Annotated in this window: 16 protein-coding genes; 10 read left to right on the forward strand and 6 right to left on the reverse strand. The window is 46.0% G+C overall.

Features of this window, described 5'->3' with window-relative positions; genetic code table 11:
• The first annotated feature begins 2 nt into the window (after positions 1–2).
• The gene (locus tag GWI56_RS20710; protein WP_198573933.1) at positions 3–1,541 is read left to right on the forward strand and encodes a tryptophan halogenase family protein; all 1,539 of its coding nucleotides are present in this window, start codon (positions 3–5) and stop codon (positions 1,539–1,541) included.
• 54 nt (positions 1,542–1,595) lie between these two features.
• Here the strand turns inward: GWI56_RS20710 and GWI56_RS20715 are convergent, their stop codons facing one another.
• Together GWI56_RS20715 and GWI56_RS20720 are read right to left on the reverse strand one after the other, a co-directional pair.
• Positions 1,596–3,122, reverse strand: a complete 1,527-nt coding sequence (locus GWI56_RS20715; protein ID WP_198573934.1) for a tryptophan halogenase family protein — start codon at positions 3,120–3,122, stop codon at positions 1,596–1,598.
• 14 nt (positions 3,123–3,136) lie between these two features.
• The gene (locus GWI56_RS20720; protein ID WP_198573935.1) at positions 3,137–4,054 is read right to left on the reverse strand and encodes a sulfite exporter TauE/SafE family protein; all 918 of its coding nucleotides are present in this window, start codon (positions 4,052–4,054) and stop codon (positions 3,137–3,139) included.
• A gap of 495 nt (positions 4,055–4,549) precedes the next feature.
• Between GWI56_RS20720 and GWI56_RS20725 the strand changes: the two genes are divergently transcribed.
• From GWI56_RS20725 to GWI56_RS20760, 8 genes are all read left to right on the forward strand, one after another.
• Positions 4,550–5,563, forward strand: a complete 1,014-nt coding sequence (locus GWI56_RS20725; RefSeq protein WP_131525463.1) for a transporter substrate-binding domain-containing protein — start codon at positions 4,550–4,552, stop codon at positions 5,561–5,563.
• A complete protein-coding gene (locus tag GWI56_RS20730) occupies positions 5,563–7,050 on the forward strand; it encodes a methyl-accepting chemotaxis protein (protein WP_168823518.1) in 1,488 nt (495 codons plus the stop codon). The genes GWI56_RS20725 and GWI56_RS20730 overlap by 1 nt, the downstream gene beginning before the upstream one ends.
• A gap of 28 nt (positions 7,051–7,078) precedes the next feature.
• Entirely contained in the window at positions 7,079–9,877 is a 2,799-nt protein-coding gene (locus GWI56_RS20735) for a family 20 glycosylhydrolase (RefSeq protein ID WP_198573936.1), read from the forward strand.
• Between the two features lie 222 nt (positions 9,878–10,099).
• Positions 10,100–11,035, forward strand: a complete 936-nt coding sequence (locus GWI56_RS20740) for a BadF/BadG/BcrA/BcrD ATPase family protein (RefSeq protein ID WP_198573937.1) — start codon at positions 10,100–10,102, stop codon at positions 11,033–11,035.
• A 17-nt stretch (positions 11,036–11,052) separates the two neighbouring features.
• A complete protein-coding gene (locus GWI56_RS20745; RefSeq protein ID WP_198573938.1) occupies positions 11,053–12,051 on the forward strand; it encodes an SIS domain-containing protein in 999 nt (332 codons plus the stop codon).
• A gap of 156 nt (positions 12,052–12,207) precedes the next feature.
• The gene (nagA, locus tag GWI56_RS20750; RefSeq protein ID WP_198573939.1) at positions 12,208–13,377 is read left to right on the forward strand and encodes an N-acetylglucosamine-6-phosphate deacetylase; all 1,170 of its coding nucleotides are present in this window, start codon (positions 12,208–12,210) and stop codon (positions 13,375–13,377) included.
• Between the two features lie 468 nt (positions 13,378–13,845).
• A complete protein-coding gene (locus GWI56_RS20755; RefSeq protein ID WP_198573940.1) occupies positions 13,846–15,000 on the forward strand; it encodes a DUF5009 domain-containing protein in 1,155 nt (384 codons plus the stop codon).
• A gap of 328 nt (positions 15,001–15,328) precedes the next feature.
• Positions 15,329–16,627, forward strand: a complete 1,299-nt coding sequence (locus tag GWI56_RS20760; RefSeq protein WP_105252977.1) for a sugar MFS transporter — start codon at positions 15,329–15,331, stop codon at positions 16,625–16,627.
• An 82-nt stretch (positions 16,628–16,709) separates the two neighbouring features.
• Here GWI56_RS20760 and GWI56_RS20765 read toward each other — a convergent pair whose 3' ends face one another.
• The 4 genes from GWI56_RS20765 to GWI56_RS20780 form a co-directional block, all read right to left on the reverse strand.
• Complete coding sequence (locus tag GWI56_RS20765) at positions 16,710–17,432, reverse strand: TorF family putative porin (RefSeq protein WP_198573941.1); 723 nt, start codon at positions 17,430–17,432, stop codon at positions 16,710–16,712.
• A gap of 183 nt (positions 17,433–17,615) precedes the next feature.
• Positions 17,616–17,981, reverse strand: coding sequence for a cupin domain-containing protein (locus GWI56_RS20770; RefSeq protein ID WP_198573942.1), 366 nt, complete (start codon positions 17,979–17,981; stop codon positions 17,616–17,618).
• A 30-nt stretch (positions 17,982–18,011) separates the two neighbouring features.
• On the reverse strand, positions 18,012–19,502 hold the full coding sequence (locus GWI56_RS20775) for a CoA-acylating methylmalonate-semialdehyde dehydrogenase (protein WP_198573943.1): 1,491 nt from the start codon (positions 19,500–19,502) through the stop codon (positions 18,012–18,014).
• A gap of 69 nt (positions 19,503–19,571) precedes the next feature.
• Positions 19,572–20,909: an aspartate aminotransferase family protein gene (locus GWI56_RS20780; protein ID WP_173496290.1), complete on the reverse strand. Its 1,338-nt coding sequence runs from the start codon at positions 20,907–20,909 to the stop codon at positions 19,572–19,574.
• A 280-nt stretch (positions 20,910–21,189) separates the two neighbouring features.
• Between GWI56_RS20780 and GWI56_RS20785 the strand changes: the two genes are divergently transcribed.
• Positions 21,190–22,686, forward strand: a complete 1,497-nt coding sequence (locus GWI56_RS20785) for an aldehyde dehydrogenase (protein WP_198573944.1) — start codon at positions 21,190–21,192, stop codon at positions 22,684–22,686.
• Positions 22,687–22,940 lie beyond the last annotated feature (254 nt).

Genomic DNA, 22,940 nt, shown 5'->3' on the forward strand with positions numbered 1-22,940 from the left:
TCATGACTTCAATAAAAAATATAAAGAGTGTCGTCATTGTTGGTGGCGGAACTGCAGGTTGGATTTCTGCCTGTCATTTAGCTAAAAAGTTGAATGCTAGAACACCTAAAATACAAGTTATGTTAGTTGAGTCCCCGAACATTCCTACTATAGGCGTTGGTGAAGGGACAGTGCCTATGTTACGCGAAACATTAAAGTATTTTGGTATTCGAGAAGATGAGTTTATTCGTTGCTGTGATGTAACATTTAAGCAGAGTGTTAAATTCATTGATTGGAATAAACCCAATTCAGGGGAGTACTATCACCATTTATTTGATTATCCCTACTTTAAAGACGTTACTTCAACGTGGCTTAATAAATCTCTTTCAGATAGAGGCCGCTACGCTGATCTTGTGTCAGTTCAAGGTCATTTGATTGATGCGGGACTTGGACCTAAAGTGATGACACAGCCTCAATATCGAGGTGCTATGCATTACGCGTATCATCTCGATGCTGCAAAGTTTACCAAGATGTTGACCAAATTTGGTGTTGAACAGTTAGGCGTTAAACATCTTCTTGCAGAAGTCATTGATACAAAAATAGACGCTCAGGGACATATCTTAGAGTTACATACTGATAATGCTGGTGTATTGAATGCGGACTTGTATGTTGATTGTACTGGATTTAGTGCTCAACTCATTGGCAGCGCATGTAACGTTCCCTTCGTTGATAAGAGTGACATTTTGTTTGTCGACTCAGCATTAGTTGTGCAGCTTCCTTATGAAGATAAATATACGCCTATCCCTTGTTTCACTAAATCAACAGCACAAGAGGCTGGCTGGATATGGGATATCGGTTTGTCTGAACGTCGTGGTGTTGGTTATGTGTATTCCAGTCAATATTCATCAATAGAGCAAGCTGAGAGTGTATTGCGGGAATATCTTGGTAAAGCAGAACAAGTCTCGTTTCGACACATACCGATGAAGGTGGGGTATAGAGAGAAATCGTGGCAAGGTAACTGTGTTGCGATTGGTTTGTCGAGTGGTTTTGTTGAACCTTTAGAAGCGACTGGTCTGCTTATGTTTGATGCGACAGCCAGAATGTTAGCTGAATGTTTTCCTGCTAATACTGACGTTATGCCACTTGTGGCTAATCGTTATAATCAGCGCGTATCGAATGCTTGGAATCGGGTGATTGATTTTATTAAACTTCATTATGTCATAGCTAAACGAATGGATACGCCATTTTGGGTTGATAATAAAAATGAAATAAGTATTCCAGACACATTAAAAGAACATTTAGAATTGTGGCGCTATCACATGCCGACTGCCTATGACTTTACTTCTACGCTAGAATTTTTCAATTTAGAAAATTACTTATATGTACTTTATGGCTCAGACTTTGAGTCAAAATTAGAGAGGAAATTAAATGATGAAGAGAAAAGGCTTTTCACGGTAATGACCGAGAAATTAGGCAAGCAGGTTACATTACTCAAATCGCAATTATTACCCCATAGAGAGTTAATTGAACGTATCAAGTTGTATGGCATCCAACTTAATTAATGGTTTAATTAAATGGTGAGTAGAGCAAGATTTTTAATCTTGCTCTTCATTATTTTAAATATTTTTAATTTTCGCTAAGAATTCTTGATGTGATAAAGATTGCTCTTTTGCTCTAAACTGTTGTGTTTTTAAGTTGTCGAGTATTCTTGATATTTCATTTTTGGGACAAGGTATATGAATTTCAGGAATATGCTGCATACCATAAAGTACGTATCGATAATTCTCATCTGTAAAAACTGAACTATATCCATTGGCAAGATCGACATACTCACAAACCTTGTCTTTCCATAGTGTCATTTTTTGTTCTAGAGCAGGTATGAATGCTGAGCTTTGTGCAGCTTTTTGCCAAAATTCATTATCATCTCTATCAGTTAAACAGTAATGAAGTACGATAAATTGTCTAAGATCGGTATACAATCCGTTCATTGCGATATTATATGACGTCCTTATCGCTTGGGAGGGATTAGATGAAGTTAAATGCGTCGCTAGCAATCTTGCTCCTAAGTTTATAAGATGCAAGCCTGTCGATTCTAAGGGTTCAATAAATCCACCTGCGAGCCCCATTGCAATACAATTTCCAACCCAAAATTCACGTCTACAACCTATCTTCATATCTAAGTGAACAGTTCTTATGATCTCTTGTTCATCGCCAAGATAAGCTTTTAATTCAGCCTCAGCTTGCTCCCTCGTTAGACTATGTCCATCGTAGACATAACCCGTTCCTTGACGATTCGTTAGGTCAATTTCCCAAGCCCAACCATGACTAAGTGCTGTTGCTGTCGTATAGGCTCTTGGTTGCTGGTGAGGCAGATATTCCCGCTGCATTGCAACGGCTTTATTGCAAGGTAATTCGGTTTCAAATGATTGCCAATTATCATTCTTTAGGCTTTGAATTAAAAACCCTTTAAAGCCTGTGCAGTCGATAAATATGTCACTCTTGAATAAGCCTTGGTCAGTTACAACCTCTGTGATGTTGCCATCATTAACCAGAACGTCCGTTACATTTGCTTCAACATGCTCTACCCCTGCTTGGGTGGCTTTGCGCTTTAAAAAGGCCGCGATAAGTGTCGCGTCTAAGTGGTAACCATAGGGGACAATACCTTGATATTGATTCAAGTATTGTGTTTTAGGACTTAAGTTATTTCTCATTAAACTAAATGAAAGGCTTGTTGCTTCAGCAAAGGAAGTGCTGTTTGATTCATTAATCTGATTATTTAAAATCCAAGCACTTGCATTATCAATTTTTCCAGATGGTTTTTGTTGCTCAAATGGATGGAAATATTCATGCATTTTACCATCGACTGGTTTCATCCAGTTACGAAATAATATGCCGGTCTTTAATGTTGCGTTTGTTTCTCTAAGTAGCTCATTTTCATCTAATCCCATAGCTGCAAAGAAGAATCGTAGACTATGAACGGTAGCTTCACCAACGCCAATAATACCAATTTCTTTACTTTCGATAAGTCTAATATCTATGATATTAGATGAGTGGTTATATAACTTACTCAAGTAGAGAGCCGTCATCCAGCCTGTGCTACCGCCACCGACAATCGTGATACTTTTTAGCGGAGAATTATTCATCTTAATGTTTCCTATTAACTCGCCAACATGACGCTACCCGTCAAAATGATCCAAATGGAGAAAAAGAGTTTTAATACTTTTACAGGGAGAAAGAGCGCTAATTTACGAGCGAGTAATCCTCCGATAATAGCGCCAGGGCCTGCGAATAACACTAGCTCAAAGAGGGCATGGCTATTTGTTGAAAAAATATGGATAGGGCTTGCTGACCAGACTGTAATCGCAGAAACAACAACGCCAGTGGCGACCGCCATTTTGGCGCATAGTCCCCTTATCATGAGATAAATGACGACTAATTCACCAACGCCTACCGATAACCAAGCTGTGATAATACCTCCGAAATAGCCAATGAGAGCGAGCCAAAGAAAATCGACCGGCATTATAGAGCGAGTGATTTGTGTGCTACTTTTGCTACTGATAATGATGGCGATACCAAGCACTATCGAGAAAATGCTAAAGCTGGTGTGTAGCGAAGAGGGCGAATTGAGTTGTAGTAATTGGCTACTCCAGAAACCTAAGACAGAAAAGAAGGCGGTAAGTAATGATGCTTTTACAAAACCAGACCATGCATCATCTTCTCGGTGGTGCTTTTTATAATGCAGTGACCATGAAATCGCGCCTGCTGTCATGCCAAAGCATTGGATCATAAATGAAGTCGAGACACTTTGAGACTCACTAAAGTTGAGGCTCGAAAATACCGGAATAAAGATGACTCCACCGCCAGCTCCCGTCGAGTTTGCAAATATCGCTCCTGTGATTCCTAGAAAAACGAAGCGTCCATATTCTTGGATAAGATCAAATAGCGAATGAAAATGGTTCGCCCAAAATAACCAAGCTCCACAGAGTAGTAATACCAAACTGAGGTTTAGGTAATACCGATTTAAGCGCGGAGCAGGCTGGGTATTATTGGGCACAAGTGTGTTAATGGGATTCATCAATAGCTACCGTGATCTTTGTCATGTTATCGCTATGTTATCAATGAAAGGCAGCGTTGTCACATAAGCTTGAATAAATAAAATAAACATTTTAAGTATTTGAATAATTTGCATTAATTATGTCTATTCATAAAAAATAACAATAATTGTCAAAAAAATGTAGAAATCCTGTTCTTTCTTGTGTACTTTAATAATGACAACGCTGTCATCTGCTTGTGTGACGCGTTGTTTGTAAGGTCTGCATGAGAGGATGAGGTCTCCTTATCATGTGTTTGGCAGGAGTATTGCTGTCGGGCGGCGATACGTTTGTCTTTGATATTTTGATAGTCTCTCCCCAGAAACTAGCGTGGGCTGGGTACTGTAAGCAGTGCCCAGCCATTTTTTTAGGATGTTTTTACGGTATTACTCAACTGCCTACCTCAGCACTTGAACGTTAGCGGCATAGATAAATAAAACTCACTGGTATAAACCAGATAATAAAAGAGGCTGCAATTTATGGCGATTCATTTAACGGCTGCGATGCGTGTCATTGCAATTGGCATGTCGAGTGTCATAGGCCATGTCGCACTCATCATGACAAGAAGAACGGTTTGCATCCCCCTGTTTATAATAGCATTAGCGTTTTTTTCGGCATTTTCCTCTTTTGCTGTATTTGCTGCCGACACAGCCACAAATAATTTAGCTTCAAATTCTGATGTGTCTAAATCGTCTGCACAGGTTTCAAAAACAATCACCACCGCGATACAGCAGGAATGGTTGCTAAAGTTACTTGATGAAGCACTGCGGCGCTCGGATTCGGGTTATCAAGCGCAAGAAATGTCGACTCAAATGAATCAAAAGCGCAAGGTTGAAGAAGCACTCGCTGGGACTGTCGACGTGTTTTGGAGCATGACCTCAAAAGAATTGGAAGAAACAGTGCTTCCCGTGCGCATTCCATTGTTTAAAGGGTTACTCGGTAATCGGCTGCTGATTATCCGTAAATCGGATGAGGCACGATTTGCTAATGTGAAAACCATGGCGGATTTTAGGCAGTTAAAGGCGGGGCAAAATCGTTATTGGCCCGATGCCACGATTTTAGAAGCCAATGGATTACCCGTCGTCACTAGCTATCAGTACACCAATTTATACCCCATGTTAGAAGGCGGGCGTTTCGATTATCTTGCCCTCGGCGCCCAGGAAATTGGCGAAGAACTCGCAAATCACCCCGATCCCGCACTTAAGGTCGATAGCCATATCCTGCTGCAATATCGCTCGCCAGCTTATTTCTTTGTTTCCCCTAAGCGCCCCGAACTTGCTGCGGCCATTTTAGCCGGGCTTGAAAGTATGGTAAGCGACGGCTCTTTTGATGAGATGTTTAATCGCGAGCTTAAAATTGAGCAGCTGTACCGTGAGGCTAAGTTTGAACAAAGGGTGATTATCCGTCTTGATACACCTGATTTAAGTCCATTAACACCAATAGAACGCACAGAATTATGGTTAGATCTTTTTAGTATGCAAGGTGCAAAATAATGAAAACATTAGCCTTAAAAGTACAGATTGGATTAGCGGCAGCGATTTTTATGATTGTTAGCGTTCTGTTCGGTGCATCTTACTGGTTGGCGAGCGATAAATTGGCCGCCAGTGAAACTGAGTTCGAAGAAAATACCGTCGCCAATTTGCAAGTCACTATGGCGCAGCCCATCTTCACCTACGACTATGAGCAGATCCGTGCAGTGCTATCTGTGATGCTTAAATCTGCGCAAATTTATCATATTGTCGTGAGTGACCATCGCGGTAAAGTGTTAGCCGAGAGTCAACAGGCTCAAACAGTGGCCGATGAGTATCTAGTGAAACGTGAAATTCAATTTGCTGATCAAGGTAACCCAACGGGCCAATTGGCTATTCAGTTTTCTATGTTGCCTATTCGCGCTCAGTTGTCAGATTTACTCTTAGGTTATTTCTTGCAGGCGTTGTTAATTCTCGGTGGCAGTTTATTTGTTATCTTCATTATTCTTAAACGTTTAGTGATTAATCCACTTGGGAATGTGGTCCGTGCTATGGAAGAAATTGCCAGCGGTGACGGCGATTTATGCCACAGATTACCCGTTGAGAGTCAGGATGAGATTGGTCAGCTTGCCAAGGCATTTAATGGTTTTGTTGAGCAAATTCACGGCACGATTTCCAGAGTGCACGAAACCTCAGGGCAATTACTGGGTGATGCCAAAGCGCTGGGGTCACTGTCGCAAACCAATAATGATCGCGTGCAAACCCAATTAAAAGAAACCGAGGCGGCAGTGACGGCTGTAACTCAGCTGAGCGCCAGTGCCAATGAAGTCGCCATTAATGCGAAACGCACCGCGGACGCGGCGAGTCAGGCCGATAAAGCGGTCGATGACAGTCAGCGTCAGTTCGATTCGGGATTAGACATTACTCGTAAACTGGCATCTGAATTAGCTCGCTCGGCATTGTTCGTTTCACAGTTACAGCAAGAAACGCAAAAGATTGATGAAGTCGTTGTAGTCATCAACAGTATTGCTGAACAGACCAACTTACTGGCGCTTAATGCTGCGATTGAAGCGGCGAGGGCGGGTGAACAAGGGCGCGGTTTTGCTGTGGTTGCCGACGAAGTGCGTACGCTGGCGAGCCGAACCCAACAGGCAACTGGTGAGATCCAGAAGATGATCCAGCAGGTCCAGAGCCGAGTGGCCGAAACAGTCACTGTGATGAAAGCAAGCCAAGCCCTCTCAACTCAGGGCGTGAATCGCTCGGAAGAAATTAAGTTAGTGCTTACTAAAGTGACTGATTTAGTCTCAAATATCAGTAATATGAACATCGAAGTTTCCCATGCGGCACAGGAGCAAACCTGCGTCACCGAAGCGATTTCTCGTACGTTAAATGATCTTGCCAATGTCTCAGGTTCAGCCTCACTCGATAGCGAGCACTTAGCGCACTCGAGCGAGCGACTGTTTCACCAAGGGGAAAGACTGCGGACGTTAGTAACTTCCTTCAGATTATAGCCATTTCTGGAGCTAGATAAGGATAATCATGAATAAAACACTTTCAGCAAGCGCCATTTTACTGGCTTTAGGATTAACGGCTTGTTCCGAGGCGCCTGTGATGCCTTCCGCAGCGTCAGCCGATAAGGCTGTGGTTCAAACACTGCAAGCTCAGGACGCATTAACTCAAGCGCAGTTACAACAACTCGGGGATTCGTTAGTCGTAACTTACCGTGTTGTGACCAATGTGCCAGACGATAAGTGCCTAAAAGATAAAGCCGATGGTCGCTGTTTTGTCACTCAAATTGATTTCGTGCCCGGTGTGGATTTAGCCAGCCAAGATTGGGAAATTTATTTAAGCCAAATGCGCCCAGTGCAATCGGTTGAAAGCGGTGAATTGACGATAACGCACGTTAAAGGCGATTTACATCGTATTACGCCAACGGCCGCTTTTAAGGGATTTGTTAAGGGCGAGAAAAAGCAACTGACATTCCGTGGTGAGCCGTGGCAATTGGCTGAAACCGACGCTATGCCAAACTATTACCTCGCAGCAAAAGGATTAGAACCCGTCATTGTCGCCAGCACTCAAGTGGGTAAAGATGCCGAAACGGGTTTAGAGACGCGTCCGTATGTTGAAGGGTTTACGAATTTTAAAACCCAATATCAACGCACTGAAACGGATAAACTCGCGCCAGCCGATGCCGCGCAATTATTTAAAGCTAATCAAAGCGTGAGTGAAGATGCTGCCTTGGCTGTGGATACCATCATCCCAACGCCACAAAAGGTGAAGGTCCATTCAACCGATACACCAGTATCCCTTGCTGGTGGTATTAAGCTCGAATATCAGCAAGATAACCCAGAGCAAAAGAGTCAAGTTGCGGCAGCGGTGGCGCGTTTAGCTCGCCTGGGTGTGGCTGAATCTGCTAGTGGTATTACGGTGAAATTTGCCAGCCAAAAAGGGAATGAGGGCAGTTATCGCTTAGATATTCAGCCAACTGAAATTGTGATCGCTGCCAATGATGCGGCGGGCTTCTCTTACGGTTTGTCATCATTAGCAAGCCTTGTGGATGTGAATTCGCTGAAAGTGAATGCCATGACCATTGAAGACAGCCCACGTTATCCGTTCCGTGGTATGCACATTGATGTGGCACGTAATTTCCACAGCAAACAATTGTTGCTGGATTTGCTCGACCAAATGGCGGCTTATAAGCTCAATAAACTGCATTTACACATGGCTGACGATGAAGGTTGGCGTTTAGAAATCGATGGTCTGCCTGAATTAACCGACATTGGCAGTAAACGTTGCCATGATTTAGATGAAAATACCTGCTTATTACCGCAGTTAGGCAGTGGACCGTTTGGCGATACAAGTGTCAATGGCTATTACACCAAACAAGATTATATCGACATAGTGAAATATGCCGAGGCGCGTCAAATTCAAGTGATCCCATCGATGGATATGCCGGGTCATAGCCGCGCCGCGATTAAAGCGATGGATGCGCGTTTTCGTCGATTACAGGCTGAAGACGTAGAGCTTAAAAACACGGGCAAAGTGCAGGTTGTCCCCGTGCAGGAAATGGCAAATCAAGCTAGCACAGCGGTAAAAGCGTTAGATGCGGGCGCTCGTCAATTGCAAGCTGAAGGGAAAACCACTGTAGCTGAGCAATATTTGTTATCCGATGCAAACGACAAAACGGTTTATTCTTCAGTGCAATATTACGACGACAACACGCTTAACGTGTGTATGGAGTCGACTTATCACTTTGTCGATAAAGTGATTGATGAAATTGCCAAGTTACACCAAGCCGCGGGTCAACCATTGACGCGTTACCACATTGGTGCCGATGAAACGGCGGGAGCTTGGAAACAATCTCCGCAGTGTTTAGCATTTGTCGCCAATAACGATAAAGGCGTTAAGTCGATAGATGACTTAGGCGCTTATTTTATTGAACGAATTTCGACTATGTTAGCGGCAAAAGGCATTGAAGCAGCAGGATGGAGCGATGGTATGAGCCATGTTCGCCCTGAGAATATGCCCGCTAAAGTGCAGTCTAATATTTGGGATGTGATTGCCCACAAAGGTCATTCGCGCGCCAATCAGCAGGCGAATCTCGGCTGGGAAACGGTGCTCTCTAATCCTGAGGTATTGTACTTTGACTTCCCCTATGAGGCCGATCCTAAAGAGCATGGCTATTACTGGGCGAGCCGCGCGACCAATAGCCATAAAGTCTTTAGCTTTATGCCTGATAATTTAGCCGCTAACGCCGAGCAATGGACCGATATTGAAAATCAGCCATTCGAAGCGGATGACAGAATAAAACTTGATGAGGCGGGTAAAAAAGTCTCTGGTCCAAGGGAGAAAGACAAACCCTTTACTGGCTTGCAAGGGCAGGTTTGGAGTGAGTCGATTCGCAGTGACGATACGATTGAATACATGGTGTTTCCGCGTTTGTTGATGCTGGCTGAGCGTGCTTGGCATCAAGCTGCGTGGGAAGTGCCTTATCAGTATCAAGGCGCTGTGTATAACCAAAGCTCTGGGGCTTTTACCTTAGCCATGCGTGATGCACAGGCAAAGGAGTGGCAACAACTTGCGAATACCTTGGGCCACAAAGAGTTTATCAAGCTAGATAAAGCGGGGATTGATTATCGCGTACCGACGGTCGGCGCCGAGATCCGTGACGGTAAACTGTTTGCTAATATCGCCTATCCCGGGCTTAAACTCGAATACCGAAGCCTCAATGGCCAATGGCAAGCTTATCAAGCGGGATTGGCGGTTACTGCACCGATTGAGATCCGCGCCATAGCTGCCGATGGTATTCGTAAAGGCCGAAGTTTAATCGTTAACTAAATCTTTTTTATATCTGGCTGTATTTTAAAGATAAAATACAGCCTTTTTGTTTTTCTGTGTCAGTGATTTCCGAAATTTTATTTTAGATGAAGAATAGCCTTAAAAAATAAATGACAACGCTGTCATTCTTGCTGTAACATTGAGTTAACTAAAGTTGAGCGCTGTATTAACGGCAAATAATAAGCAACGGTAGCGCTGCATTGATAGGTGAAGAGGGGTGTCATGGGGTTAGTCCAGACAAAAGATCAACCACTGTTTATAGGTGTAGATGGCGGCGGCAGTAAATGTCGCGCCACCATCTACTGCGCAGACGGTACCGTTTTAGGGACAGGTGTTGCTGGACGCGCAAATCCACTGCATGGTCTCACACAAACATTTGAATCCATTGAAGCATCGACTCGCCTGGCGTTGCTGGATGCGGGCATGAACGAGAGCGATAGTCACTTGCTGGTGGCGGGTCTTGGTCTTGCTGGCGTAAATGTCCCTAGGTTATATCAAGACGTGATCAACTGGCAGCATCCTTTTGCGGCCATGTATGTCACTACCGATTTGCATACGGCTTGTATTGGTGCGCACCGCGGTGCCGATGGCGCGGTGATCATTACGGGTACTGGCTCTTGCGGTTATGCCCATGTTGGCGATACCAGCTTGAGTATTGGTGGTTATGGTTTTGCATTGGGCGATAAGGGCAGCGGTGCTTGGCTGGGATTAAAAGCTGCCGAACACGTGTTGTTAGCACTCGATGGCTTTGCCGTACCAACTCGATTAACCGATATGCTGTTGAATGAGTTTGGTGTCACCGATGCGCTCGGCATTGTCGAAAATCTAGCGGGTAAATCATCAAGTTGCTACGCCGCATTAGCCAGAAGCGTACTCGATTGTGCCAATGAAGGTGACGCGGTAGCGACTGCTATCGTACAAGAGGGGGCTGATTATATTAGCGAAATGGCGCGTAAGTTATTTAGCCTAAATCCGGTGCGTTTTTCTATGATCGGTGGTCTTGCTGAGCCTTTACAAGCTTGGCTCGGTACCGATGTGGTCGCTAAGATTTCAGAAACCTTAGCACCACCCGAACTCGGTGCTATGTATTTCGCCCAGCAAGAATTTAATAAGTCGTTGTCAGTGCACATAGGCACTGAAGCCAAATCCTGTATTTGAACGTGAAGGTAAAAGACATGACAAACACTATTATGGAACAAGAAGCACGCACTGCACCGCAAAAAATTGCGGGTCAATTAGAAGCTAACGCTGACATCATGCAGCAGTTAGGTGAGAAACTGCGCGCCTTCGCCCCTCGTTTTGTGATGATAGTAGGTCGCGGCTCATCGGATCATGCGGGAGTGTTCGCTAAATACTTATTTGAAATTGAATCGGGTGTACCGACCTTCGCCGCCGCACCTTCAGTGGCGAGTGTGTATGGTAAAACCTTGAAACTCGAAGGCGCGTTAGTCATTGTGATTTCACAATCTGGCCGTAGCCCTGACATTTTGGCGCAGGCGCGTATGGCAAAAAATGCCGGTGCTTTCTGTGTTGCCTTAGTGAATGATGAAAGTGCACCGATTAAAGATATTGTCGATGTCGTTGTGCCTTTACGTGCAGGTGAAGAAAAAGCCGTTGCTGCGACTAAGAGTTATCTCGCAACGTTGTCGGCGATTTTACAACTCGCCGCCGCCTGGACTCAAAGCGAATCGCTCGCTAGCGCCGTAGCGTCTTTACCCCAAGCGCTGCAAACGGCGGTGGATGCTGAGCCGCAGCTCACGCCAGAATCCGTTGCCGACGTGAAAAACTTAGTCGTACTTGGCCGTGGTTTAGGTTATGCGGTATCGAAGGAAATCGCACTTAAGCTAAAAGAAGTGTGTTCAATCCATGCCGAAGCGTTCAGCAGCGCCGAGTTCCTCCACGGCCCTGTCACTTTAGTTGAGAAAAAACTCACTATCGTCGATGTGTGTATTGGCGATGAATCCTACGCTAGCCATATTGAACAAATTGAAAACGTGAGCCAACGTGGCGCCGATTTAGTGCATCTGAATCAAACCTCGACTGATATTCACCCTCGTGTGGCACCGATGGCCTTGTTACAACGTTTTTATATTGATGTGGCAGCGGTTGCGATTGCCCGCGGTATCGATCCCGATCAACCTGCAGGCCTTAAAAAAGTGACCCAAACGCTCTAAGCCGCCAACGTTTTAAAGGTTTAGGTGCTGCGGATTAGATTTAGCGGACTTTTAGCTGCGCGATTAAGCAGCTGCACGATTAAACCTGTTCAGCTAAGCCAGCGCAGTTAATTTAAGACTTAAGTCACTCGTGTTATTTATTGAAAGAGGTTTGCGATGAAAATCACCTTGATCGCCGAGCGTATTTTTGATGGTGAATATTTCCATCAAGATGTGCCTGTGACTGTTGAAGACGGGCACATTCTGGCGTTTGATACGGTTGTTGGCGCGAAGGAAATCCGCCAAGCCGGAACGCTGGTGCCAGGTTTTATTGATGTGCAAGTGAACGGTGGCGGCGGGGCGTTATTCAATGCCGATCCGAGTGTTAATTGCATTGAAACTATCGGCCGTGCCCATGCGCGTTTTGGTACGACAGGTTTTTTACCCACGCTTATCACCGATGATGTCAGCGTGATGGCCAATGCGGCCGATGCTGTGGCCGAGGCTTTAGTCAAAGGTAGCGCTGGCGTTTTAGGGGTGCATTTTGAAGGACCACATTTATCTGTACCTAAAAAAGGTGTGCATCCACAGGGCTTTATTCGCGAAATCACAGAGGCTGAACTCGCCGTATTTTGTCGTCAAGATCTGGGGATTAAAGTGGTCACGCTTGCGCCTGAGAATGTGTCACCAGAGGTGATCCGCACGCTTGTCGCCTCGGGAGTTAAGGTGTGTTTGGGTCATTCTAATGCCGACTACGATACTGTGGTTGCGGCATTAGCGGCAGGCGCGACGGGCTTTACTCATCTTTATAATGCGATGTCTCCTCTAGGTTCCCGCGAGCCGGGCATGGTTGGCGCGGCGATTGAGAGTGAAACCGCTTGGTGTGGTTTGATTGTCGATGGTCACCATGTGCATCCCGCGGCGGCAAAGGTCGCACTACGGGCAAAACCGAGGGGCAAAATGATGTTAGTCACCGATGCTATGCCGCCTGTGGGTATGGACGTTGAGACTAGCTTCGAGCTCTTCGGTACGCAAGTGCTGAGAGTCGGCGACAGATTAAATGCTGTGACAGGTGAGCTGGCGGGTTGTGTGCTCGATATGGCGACTGCGGTCAATAATACGGTGAACTTGTTAGGTTTACCTTTGGCGGAAGCCTTGAGAATGGCGGCGTTATATCCCGCACAGTTCCTCGGGATTGAGCATAAAGCTGGCCGTTTAGCACTGGGACATAGGGCTGATTTTGTTTTGCTCGATGCGCAGAACAAAGTGCAGGCAAACTACATTGCGGGACGGGCAGTCTATTCAGGGCCGATTTATGCGGGCCAGGCAATAGGGGGACGTACTTAAATCGCTTTCACAGTTGAGGTGATTTTAACATCTATAATCAAACTACCTGAAAATGCAGGATTCAGCGGGAATTTAACGCACTTTAGGCAATGCCATTTATTGCTCCTGCATAAATGGCATTCACGCCATCCATGGCGATTGCGGCTATTTGCAGACCTAGTGGACTAAGTTAAAAATAACCAACGCAGTATAAAGTGCGTTAAAACCCGCCGGGACGGAGTGCCTAGGGCGCTCCACTTCCGTGTTGCATCAATTCAAAAGGTGGCCGACATTCTTTCATTGATGCGCCTTGAATTGAAGCACCCTAGGCGCTCTGAAACTCGTATCTTCAGGTAGCTTGGGTATAGCCCTTGTCATATTTTGATGACAGGGGCTAAGTTTTTTTATTGTACAGCACTAATTTTAAACAGTATTAGTTTTGCTCAACTTTTATAAAAGCTTTTAATAACAATAATAAAGGATGATGGCATGGGGACGACACAGACAAATGCAATTGCGCCAGTAAAGGTGAATAAACCTAGGTTGATGTCGCTGGATGCACTGCGCGGCTTCGATATGTTTTGGATTTTGGGCGGTGAGGCTCTGTTTGGTGGCTTGCTTATTCTAACGGGCTGGGCAGGTTGGCAATGGGGCGATGAACAAATGCACCATAGCCAATGGCATGGTTTTCACTTCTACGATTTGATTTTTCCGCTGTTTATTTTCCTCTCTGGTGTGGCCTTAGGTTTATCCCCTAAACGTTTAGATAAATTACCTATGAAGGAGCGATTACCTGTGTATCGTCACGGGATTAAACGACTCTTTTTATTGCTGTTACTGGGCATTTTATACAATCACGGTTGGGGAACTGGCGCGCCTGCCGATCCTGAAAAAATTCGCTATGCCAGTGTGTTAGGTCGAATCGCCTTTGCATGGTTTTTTGCCGCATTATTGGTGTGGCACACGAGTCTACGAACCCAAATTATCGTCGCCTTGGGCATTTTGCTTGGTTATGGCGCAATGCAACTTTGGTTGCCTTTCCCTGGTGGACAGGCCGGCGTGCTCTCGCCAACGGAATCCATCAATGCCTATGTCGATTCGATTTTATTACCCGGCGTGAGTTATCAGGGGCGCACGCCCGATCCTGAAGGTTTACTGTCGACCATCCCCGCCATAGTCAATGCGTTAACGGGTGTGTTTGTCGGTCACTTTATTGTTAAATCCCATCCTAAAGGTGAGTGGGCTAAAGTGGGATTGCTCGCCGCTGCGGGTGGCATTTTCTTAGCCTTAGGTTGGCTGTTAGATCTTGTTATTCCGGTCAATAAAGAGCTGTGGACCAGTTCATTTGTGCTGGTGACGTCGGGCTGGAGCATGATACTGCTGGCGGTATTCTATGCCTTAGTCGATGTGCTTAAGTGGCAAAAATCCGCATTTTTCTTCGTGGTGATAGGCACGAACGCCATCATTATTTACTTAGCGTCGAGCTTAGTGGATTGGAAATATATCGCTCAAAGTGTGTTTGGCGGCTTAGTGCAGGCCTTGCCTGAAAGCGCTCAAGCGTTAGCTGCGGTTATCAGCTTGCTTGCGGTGCAGTGGCTGGTTTTATATTGGATGTATCGCCGCAATATTTTTGTCAGGATTTAGTCTGTTTGCTTAATCGCTTGAGATAAGTCGCACACACTCAGTGTCTGCGGCTTTTTTTACATTATTTTCTGGATGTGAGTCATCACTTACTTATAACTTATCAGTTGGCCAATCGATAATTACGAGGGAATATTCGCGAGAATTTATTAAATGACAGCGTTGTCTTTTTGTGTTATTTGTTTTAACATCACTGAAACAATGGTGCGTTTGGATGATAACATTAGCCATTGCGGACGAGTCGCGATACGGATATTCGGGAACTTAGGCATTAATTTAAACCCCGTTATCACCTAAATAATTAATTACTATAAGAAGCAGGTTTATGGAAATGACACTCGATAAAAGCCAGCAGAAAAGCAGCTTTCTCCCCATGGCCATAGTGGCCGCTCTCTTTTTCATCCTCGGATTCGCCACTTGGTTGAATGGTTCTTTGATGCCTTATTTGAAACAAATATTGCAACTCAATCCCTTTCAAGCGTCGTTGATCCTGTTTTCTTTCTACATTGCAGTGACCTTTACTGCCTTGCCATCCGCTTGGCTTATTCGCAAAGTTGGCTATAAGAATGGTATGGCGATAGGCATGGGCGTGATGATGTTGGCGGGCTTACTGTTTATCCCTGCTGCGGAAACACAAATATTTGCCCTATTCCTTTTCGCCCAATTAGTGATGGGCGCAGGCCAAACCCTATTACAAACTGCGGTTAACCCTTATGTAGTGCGTTTGGGGCCTGAAGAATCTGCGGCCGCCCGTGTCAGTGTGATGGGTATTTTGAATAAAGGTGCGGGTGTGATTGCGCCTTTGGTGTTTTCGGCGTTGATTTTAGACAGCTTTAAAGACCGTATTGGTACTGAGCTAACTCAAGTACAAATTGAAGAAATGGCTGACGGTTTAGTATTCCCCTATTTAGGCATGGCCATTTTTATCGGTATATTAGCGCTCGCGGTAAAAAAATCACCTTTACCGGAGTTGTTGAATGAAGATGAAGCTGCTGAAAATACGGATAAAGGGCAACTTAAAGCGGCATTATCTCACCCTAACTTAGCCTTTGGCGTGTTAGCGCTGTTTGTTTATGTTGCTGTAGAGGTTATTGCTGGCGATACCATTGGTACATTTGCTTTGTCTTTAGGCATAGAGTCATACGGTGTTATGACTTCCTATACTATGGTGTGTATGGTGTTGGGTTATTCTTTAGGTATCCTGTTAATTCCTCGTTTTATTTCACAACCTAAGGCTTTGATGGTGTCGGCTATTCTGGGTTTGTTACTGACATGCGGTATTTTGTTTGGCGACAATAATTCCTACGCTATTGCTAATGTTTTGTTAGTGCCTTTTGGCGGTGTGGCGCTGCCCGATACTTTGTTGATGATTGCTTTTCTTGGTTTAGCTAATGCGATTGTTTGGCCTGCGGTGTGGCCGCTAGCTTTGTCTGGTATGGGTAAATTGACCAGTACAGGTTCTGCGCTTCTCATCATGGGGATTGCAGGTGGCGCCTTTGGTCCAGTGTCTTGGGGGTTAATGAGTTCGGCGACAGATATGGGCATGCAGGGTGGTTATATTGTGATGTTGCCATGCTACTTGTTCATCCTTTTCTACGCGGTGAAAGGCCATAAAATGCGCAGTTGGTAGTCAAGTCTGTTTGAACAGCTAAAAAGAAGCCCTCGATGATGAGGGCTTTTTTGTGTCTTAGTTAATCTAACCTAAGGCGAAATTAAAATGCGTAACTTACGCTAGCAAGTACGGTATCTGAGTTTTTGAATGCACCGTCAGAGACTTTTTGGTCACCGCTGAGATCTGTGCCTAACCAAGCGAGAGAAAGCCCAAAGCCTGCCAATTCGGTCGATACGCCAACAGAGTAATCTGAGTAGCTATCGAAGCCTTCACCATCATCTAAGGCATCACCCACGTTATAGCCGTAGTGCAGATCGATACTCCAGTTTTCAACAAATTCGTAGGAGTAGTTTAGCTCTCCATAGTGATAATCTAAGTCAGTACCACCGTAATCATTGGTAAACCAATAGGCTAGGCGAAAGCCCTTAAATTCCATACCCGTAATCACTTCGAAATAACCTATATCACTCTCGCCTGAGTAGTTATAACGGTTAAGGGTGATGTCGTAGGTCAGATCTTCGTTGATCTCACCACCATAGGCGACATAGAAATCGTATTCGATCGCTGGGCCGTTATAATCTGGCTCATCAAAATCCACGTTACTTGCCCAAGCGCCGACAGAGAAACCCGAATCGAAGCTCCAATCGATACCACCTTGCAGGGCAGGATCGCCAGCGGTTTGTGATACGCCGCGAAAACGATAGTCGTTAGTAAGACTAATTTCCCCAGTCACTTCGGCGGCGACCATGCCGGAGAATAGGGTCGTGGTTAGCGCGAGTCCGACAAGCTGTACCAGTCGTTTTTTTTTCAGATTATTATGCACGGTATTTCTCCCATTTTCTTTGTTGACTCGGACGTGTTACTGGCGACCATGGTTATTCAATCGCGCCAGTGCATCCGTTGGTTTGCCAAACAACAGCCTAGGAAAACCCGTTGCTGTGACCTCATGGCGAGTTATTGCTAAGATAATTTAGCTTTTTTGAGGCTAACATCAGCCTCGTTGATCTCACTTTTGTTCGAAAATGACGTAAACCTTGCGGCAGGGCTCCACGACTTCCCAAGTGCCTTGAAAACCCGCGGGTATGATAAACCTGTCACCCACAGTGAACGTCTGCGATTGACCTTGAAGATCTGTGATAACACTCATCCCTTCGAGGATTTCGCAGTACTCGTATTCAGTGTAGTTTATTTTCCAAGCGCCTGATTCACTTTGCCAAATTCCACTGTGAAATTGATCACAAGGGCTAGAATAATGATTCTCTAGCCCTTGAGTTGGATTGCCAGCTAACAACTTTTCCGCCGGTAACTGATAGGTTTCGACGGGTGTTTGCGCCGTAGCAAAGCGAATAATGGCGTTGATACTCACAGTCATTTGCGATTTCCTTGTTGAGCTGACATTCGGCTATTTCATCGTTGGCATCACAAACTCGGCTTGAGTCTTTTTACCCACGGGCCAGCGGGCAGTTATTGCCTTACGCTTGGTATAAAAACGCACGCCATCGGGGCCATGCATATGCAGCGGCCCAAACAGTGAACGCTTCCAACCGCCAAAACTGTGGAACGCCATCGGCACCGGGATCGGCACGTTCACCCCAACCATACCGACTTGCACGTGGTGACAGAAGTGTCGCGCTGCTTCACCACTTTGGGTGAAAATCGCCGTGCCATTACCAAATTCGTGTCGGTTAATCAGCTCAAGCGCCGTTGGGTAATCTTTCACGCGCACAATCGCCAGCACTGGGCCAAAGATTTCTTCGCGGTAGATGCTCATTTCAGGCGTGACATGGTCGAATAGACAGGCGCCGAGGAAATAACCCTGTGGATTTTCTTCCACCCTCAGTTTACGGCCATCGACCAGCAGCACTGCACCTTCTTGCACACCGGTTTCAACATATTGGGTGACCTTGGCAAGGTGCTGTTTTGAGATCAGCGGACCCATTTCCATCTCTGGCGTCAGGCCGTTGCCGACTTTTAAGGTTTGGATTTGCGGTAGCAGTTTTTCCACTAACGCGTCGCCCACATCGCCTACCGCGAGTACGACTGAAATTGCCATACAACGCTCACCAGCACTGCCGTAAGCGGCACCCATTAAGGCGCTAACGGCTTGATCTAAATCTGCATCTGGCATGAGTAACATATGGTTTTTCGCGCCGCCTAAGGCTTGCACGCGTTTGCCATGTTTAGAGGCTGTACTGTAGATGTATTCAGCAATCGGCGTTGAGCCCACAAAGCTCACCGCTTGCACATCTTTATGGGTGAGTAAGGTATCGACGGCTTCTTTGTCGCCGTTTATCACGTTAAACACGCCATAGGGAAGACCCGCTTCTTTAAGCAGCTCGGCAATCCGCATCACCGAGCTTGGGTCTTTTTCCGAGGGTTTCATAATAAAGGTGTTACCGCAGGCAATCGCGATTGGGAACATCCACATGGGAACCATCACGGGGAAGTTAAAGGGCGCTATGCCTGCGACAACACCTAAAGCTTGATTAACTGACCAAGAATCGACGCCGCCACCGACTTGCTGGGTGTGTTCACCTTTAAGCAAGTGCGGAATACCACAGGCAAATTCGACCACTTCGAGACCACGGATCAACTCGCCCTTAGCATCGTCGATCACTTTGCCGTGCTCACGGGTGATAAGCTGCGCCATTTCATCTAGGTGCTGCTCGACTAAGGCTTTGAATTTAAACAGCACTCGAGCACGGTTGAGCGGCGTGACTTGCGACCAGGTTTCAAAGGCGGTTTTAGCGATTGCGATGGCTTCACCCACTTCAGTTTCGCTTGCGAGTGAGACTTGGCCACGTAGTTCACCCGTGGCAGGTTCAAAAATATCTTGGGTTCTGGTACTGGCAGGGGTGTGCTGACCATTAACAAAATGAGTGATCTTGAGCATAGTTAACCTTTGAAGTTCCCCGCCGCAGTGGGGTGTTAAATGTGAGAGTAGAACGAACCGCTGGTGCTATTATCCAATGGCGTTAATGGCATCGCTTAGGCTATTAACCATTTGGTCAATTTCGCGTTTATCGACAATCAGTGGTGGTGACATGGCAATAATGTCGCCCGTGGCTCGCACTAAAGTACCGTGGCGGAAGCAGTGTTCAAACACGCCGTAACCCCGTTTACCCGCGCCTTGAGCGTTAGGGGTGAATTGAATCCCCGCCACTAAGCCTGTGTTGCGGATATCAATCACATTCGGCAACCCTTTGAGGCTGTGCACTGCGTCTTCAAAGTAGCGTTCAAGCTCAAAACTACGTTCGAATAATTGCTCATTCTCATAAATCGATAGGGTGGCAAGTGCCGCAGCCGCGGCCACGGGATGACCTGAATAGGTGTAACCGTGGAAAAACTCAATCAGTTCTGTGGGGCCTTGCATGCAAGTGTCGTGGATAAAATCTTGCACAAACACTGCGCCCATAGGGATGGCGCCGTTATTGATGGCTTTAGCAGTGGTGATCATGTCTGGAATAACGCCCCAACGTTGACTCGCAAAAGCGGCGCCAACGCGGCCAAAAGCGGTAATGACTTCGTCAAAAATCAGTAGGATGCCGTGCTTTTTAGTGATTTCACGCAGACGTTTTAAGTAACCTTGTGGCGGCAATATCACCCCTGCTGAGCCTGACATTGGTTCAACGATCACGGCGGCAATATTCTCGGCGCCATGCAGGGTCACTAGTTGTTCTAATACTTCGGCTTTTTCAGCGCCAAAGTGCGAGAGTCCACGGGTAAATGCCGCATTTTGGATATCTAAGGTGTGCGGTAAGTGATCGACGCCTTGCAATAATTGGCCGCTAAATGCTTTGCGGTTATTGCTTAATCCACCCACAGAGATGCCGCCAAAGCCGACACCGTGGTAACCCATTTCGCGCCCGATAAAGCGGGTGCGTGAGGCTTGACCATTGGCTCTGTGATAGCAAAGTGCCATCTTAAGCGCAGTATCGACGGACTCAGAACCTGAGTTAGTAAAGAAGACTTTGTTCAATCCCTCAGGACTGAGCTCGACTAACCGCTCGGCAAGTTCAAAGGCGATAGGATGACCCATTTGGAAGGAGGGCGCGTAGTCCATCTCTTTAATTTGTTTGCTGACCGCTTCGCTGATTTCTTTGCGACCATGGCCTGCGTTACAACACCATAAACCGGCGGTGGCATCTAATACCTTATTACCATCAATATCCGTGTAATACATGCCTTCCGCTTTGGTGAGTAATCGCGGGTTGGTTTTGAATTGGCGGTTGGCGGTAAAAGGCATCCAGAAATGTTCAAGTGAGGGTGCGCTTGAGGAATTGAGCGGCAAATCGGCCATAGTGTCTACCTTGTCCTGTATTTTCAGGTCTTGTTTTAGGGTGGCTAATATTTGCTATGCTATGTTAGAAATAATGAACATGGAAGAGCCGTGTGCAGTTATTTGTGGCAAAAAAGCTATTTTTGTAAAAAATATTGAATTTTATTGCTTAAACAGCGTAACCTGAAGCTCGGATTATGACTGTGATGATGTTTAGCATTTGCGTTAAAGTCGTCACAGACCACTATTTTCTTGTCGATGAACGATAAACCACACCTATACGAATTATTAAGAGGTCATCATGAGCACACCGAAGAAACGTAGCGAATGGGAAAGTCTGGCTGCCAGCCTGTCTATTAATGGTAAGGCGTTTATCAATGGCGAATACCAAGATGCCGTTTCGGGTAACACCTTTGATTGTATTAGTCCTATTGATGGTCGCTTGTTGGTAAAAGTGGCGAGTTGCGATCTTGCAGATGCTAATCTTGCGGTTGCTAATGGCCGCAGTGTATTCGAGTCTGGTGTTTGGTCGCAGCAATCTCCGGTAAAGCGCAAACAAGTGATGATACGTTTCGCCGAGTTACTGGAAGAAAATGCCAATGAACTCGCGCTGTTAGAAACCCTCGACATGGGTAAACCAATTCGTTTCTCCAAGGCTGTGGATGTAGTGGGGGCTGCCCGTGCGATTCGCTGGTCTGGTGAAGCGATTGATAAAATTTACGATGAACTCGCGCCAACGGCTCACAATGAAATTGGCATGATCACCCGTGAGCCTGTGGGGGTTGTGGCCGCGATAGTTCCGTGGAACTTCCCAATGCTGATGGCGTGTTGGAAGCTCGGGCCCGCGCTGGCCACGGGTAATAGTGTAGTGTTAAAACCCTCTGAAAAATCACCCTTAACGGCTATCCGCATGGCGCAACTCGCCATTGAAGCTGGGATCCCACAAGGCGTATTAAACGTGTTGCCAGGATTTGGTCATACCGTGGGTAAAGCCTTAGCGTTGCATATGGATGTGGATACGCTGGTTTTCACAGGTTCCACCAAAATTGCCAAGCAATTAATGATTTACGCTGGCGAGTCGAACATGAAACGCGTGTGGTTAGAGGCGGGAGGCAAGAGCCCCAATATCGTCTTTAATGACGCGCCAGATCTGAAAGCCGCTGCTGTAGCTGCGGCCGAAGCCATTGCTTTTAACCAAGGTGAAGTCTGCACCGCAGGTTCGCGTTTGCTGGTGGAATCTGGGGTGAAAGATGAGCTTATCGCGCTTATCGCAGAGGAGTTAGCCTCATGGCATCCGGGGCATCCACTCGATCCCGCCACTGTGAGCGGCGCCGTTGTCGATAAACAACAGTTAGACACAGTGCTCAGTTACATTAAAGCGGGTAAAGACGAAGGTGCAACCTTAGTCCACGGTGGCTGCCAAGTTATGGCCGACACAGGTGGTGTGTATGTGCAGCCAACGGTATTTTCTAACGTAAACAACCAGATGAAGATTGCCAGTGAAGAAATCTTTGGCCCTGTGTTATCTGTTATTGAATTTAATGGCATGGAAGAGGCGATATCAATCGCCAACGATACTATTTACGGTTTAGCCGCTGGTGTATGGACATCGAATATTAGCAAGGCCCATAAAACTGCCAAAGCCCTGCGTTCTGGCATGGTGTGGATCAACCATTACGATGGTGGCGACATGACAGCGCCATTCGGTGGCTATAAACAGTCAGGTAATGGCCGAGATAAATCTCTGCACTCCTTCGACAAATACACAGAACTGAAAGCGACTTGGATCGTGCTATAAGCGGACTATTTTTATAACCGCTCTTTTTTGTCTATATAAGAGAAGGAGCCGCTTTCGCTCAATACTAAAACCTCTTTTCATATTGCATGGAAAGAGGTTTTTTATTTTTTGTAGCTCAAGCCGTACCCATTTTTTCTAAGCCATATTTCACTTGTAAAATCTGTATCTGTTACCGTGAGTAAAGAATCCGCCTTCTTAGAAGGCGGCTTTGACTTGCCCCTGGAAGGGGCTATTCCAAGAACCTACATCATCTG

The organism is Shewanella sp. DW31 (assembly GCF_015767295.1).
Taxonomy (GTDB): Bacteria; Pseudomonadota; Gammaproteobacteria; order Enterobacterales; family Shewanellaceae; genus Shewanella; species Shewanella oncorhynchi.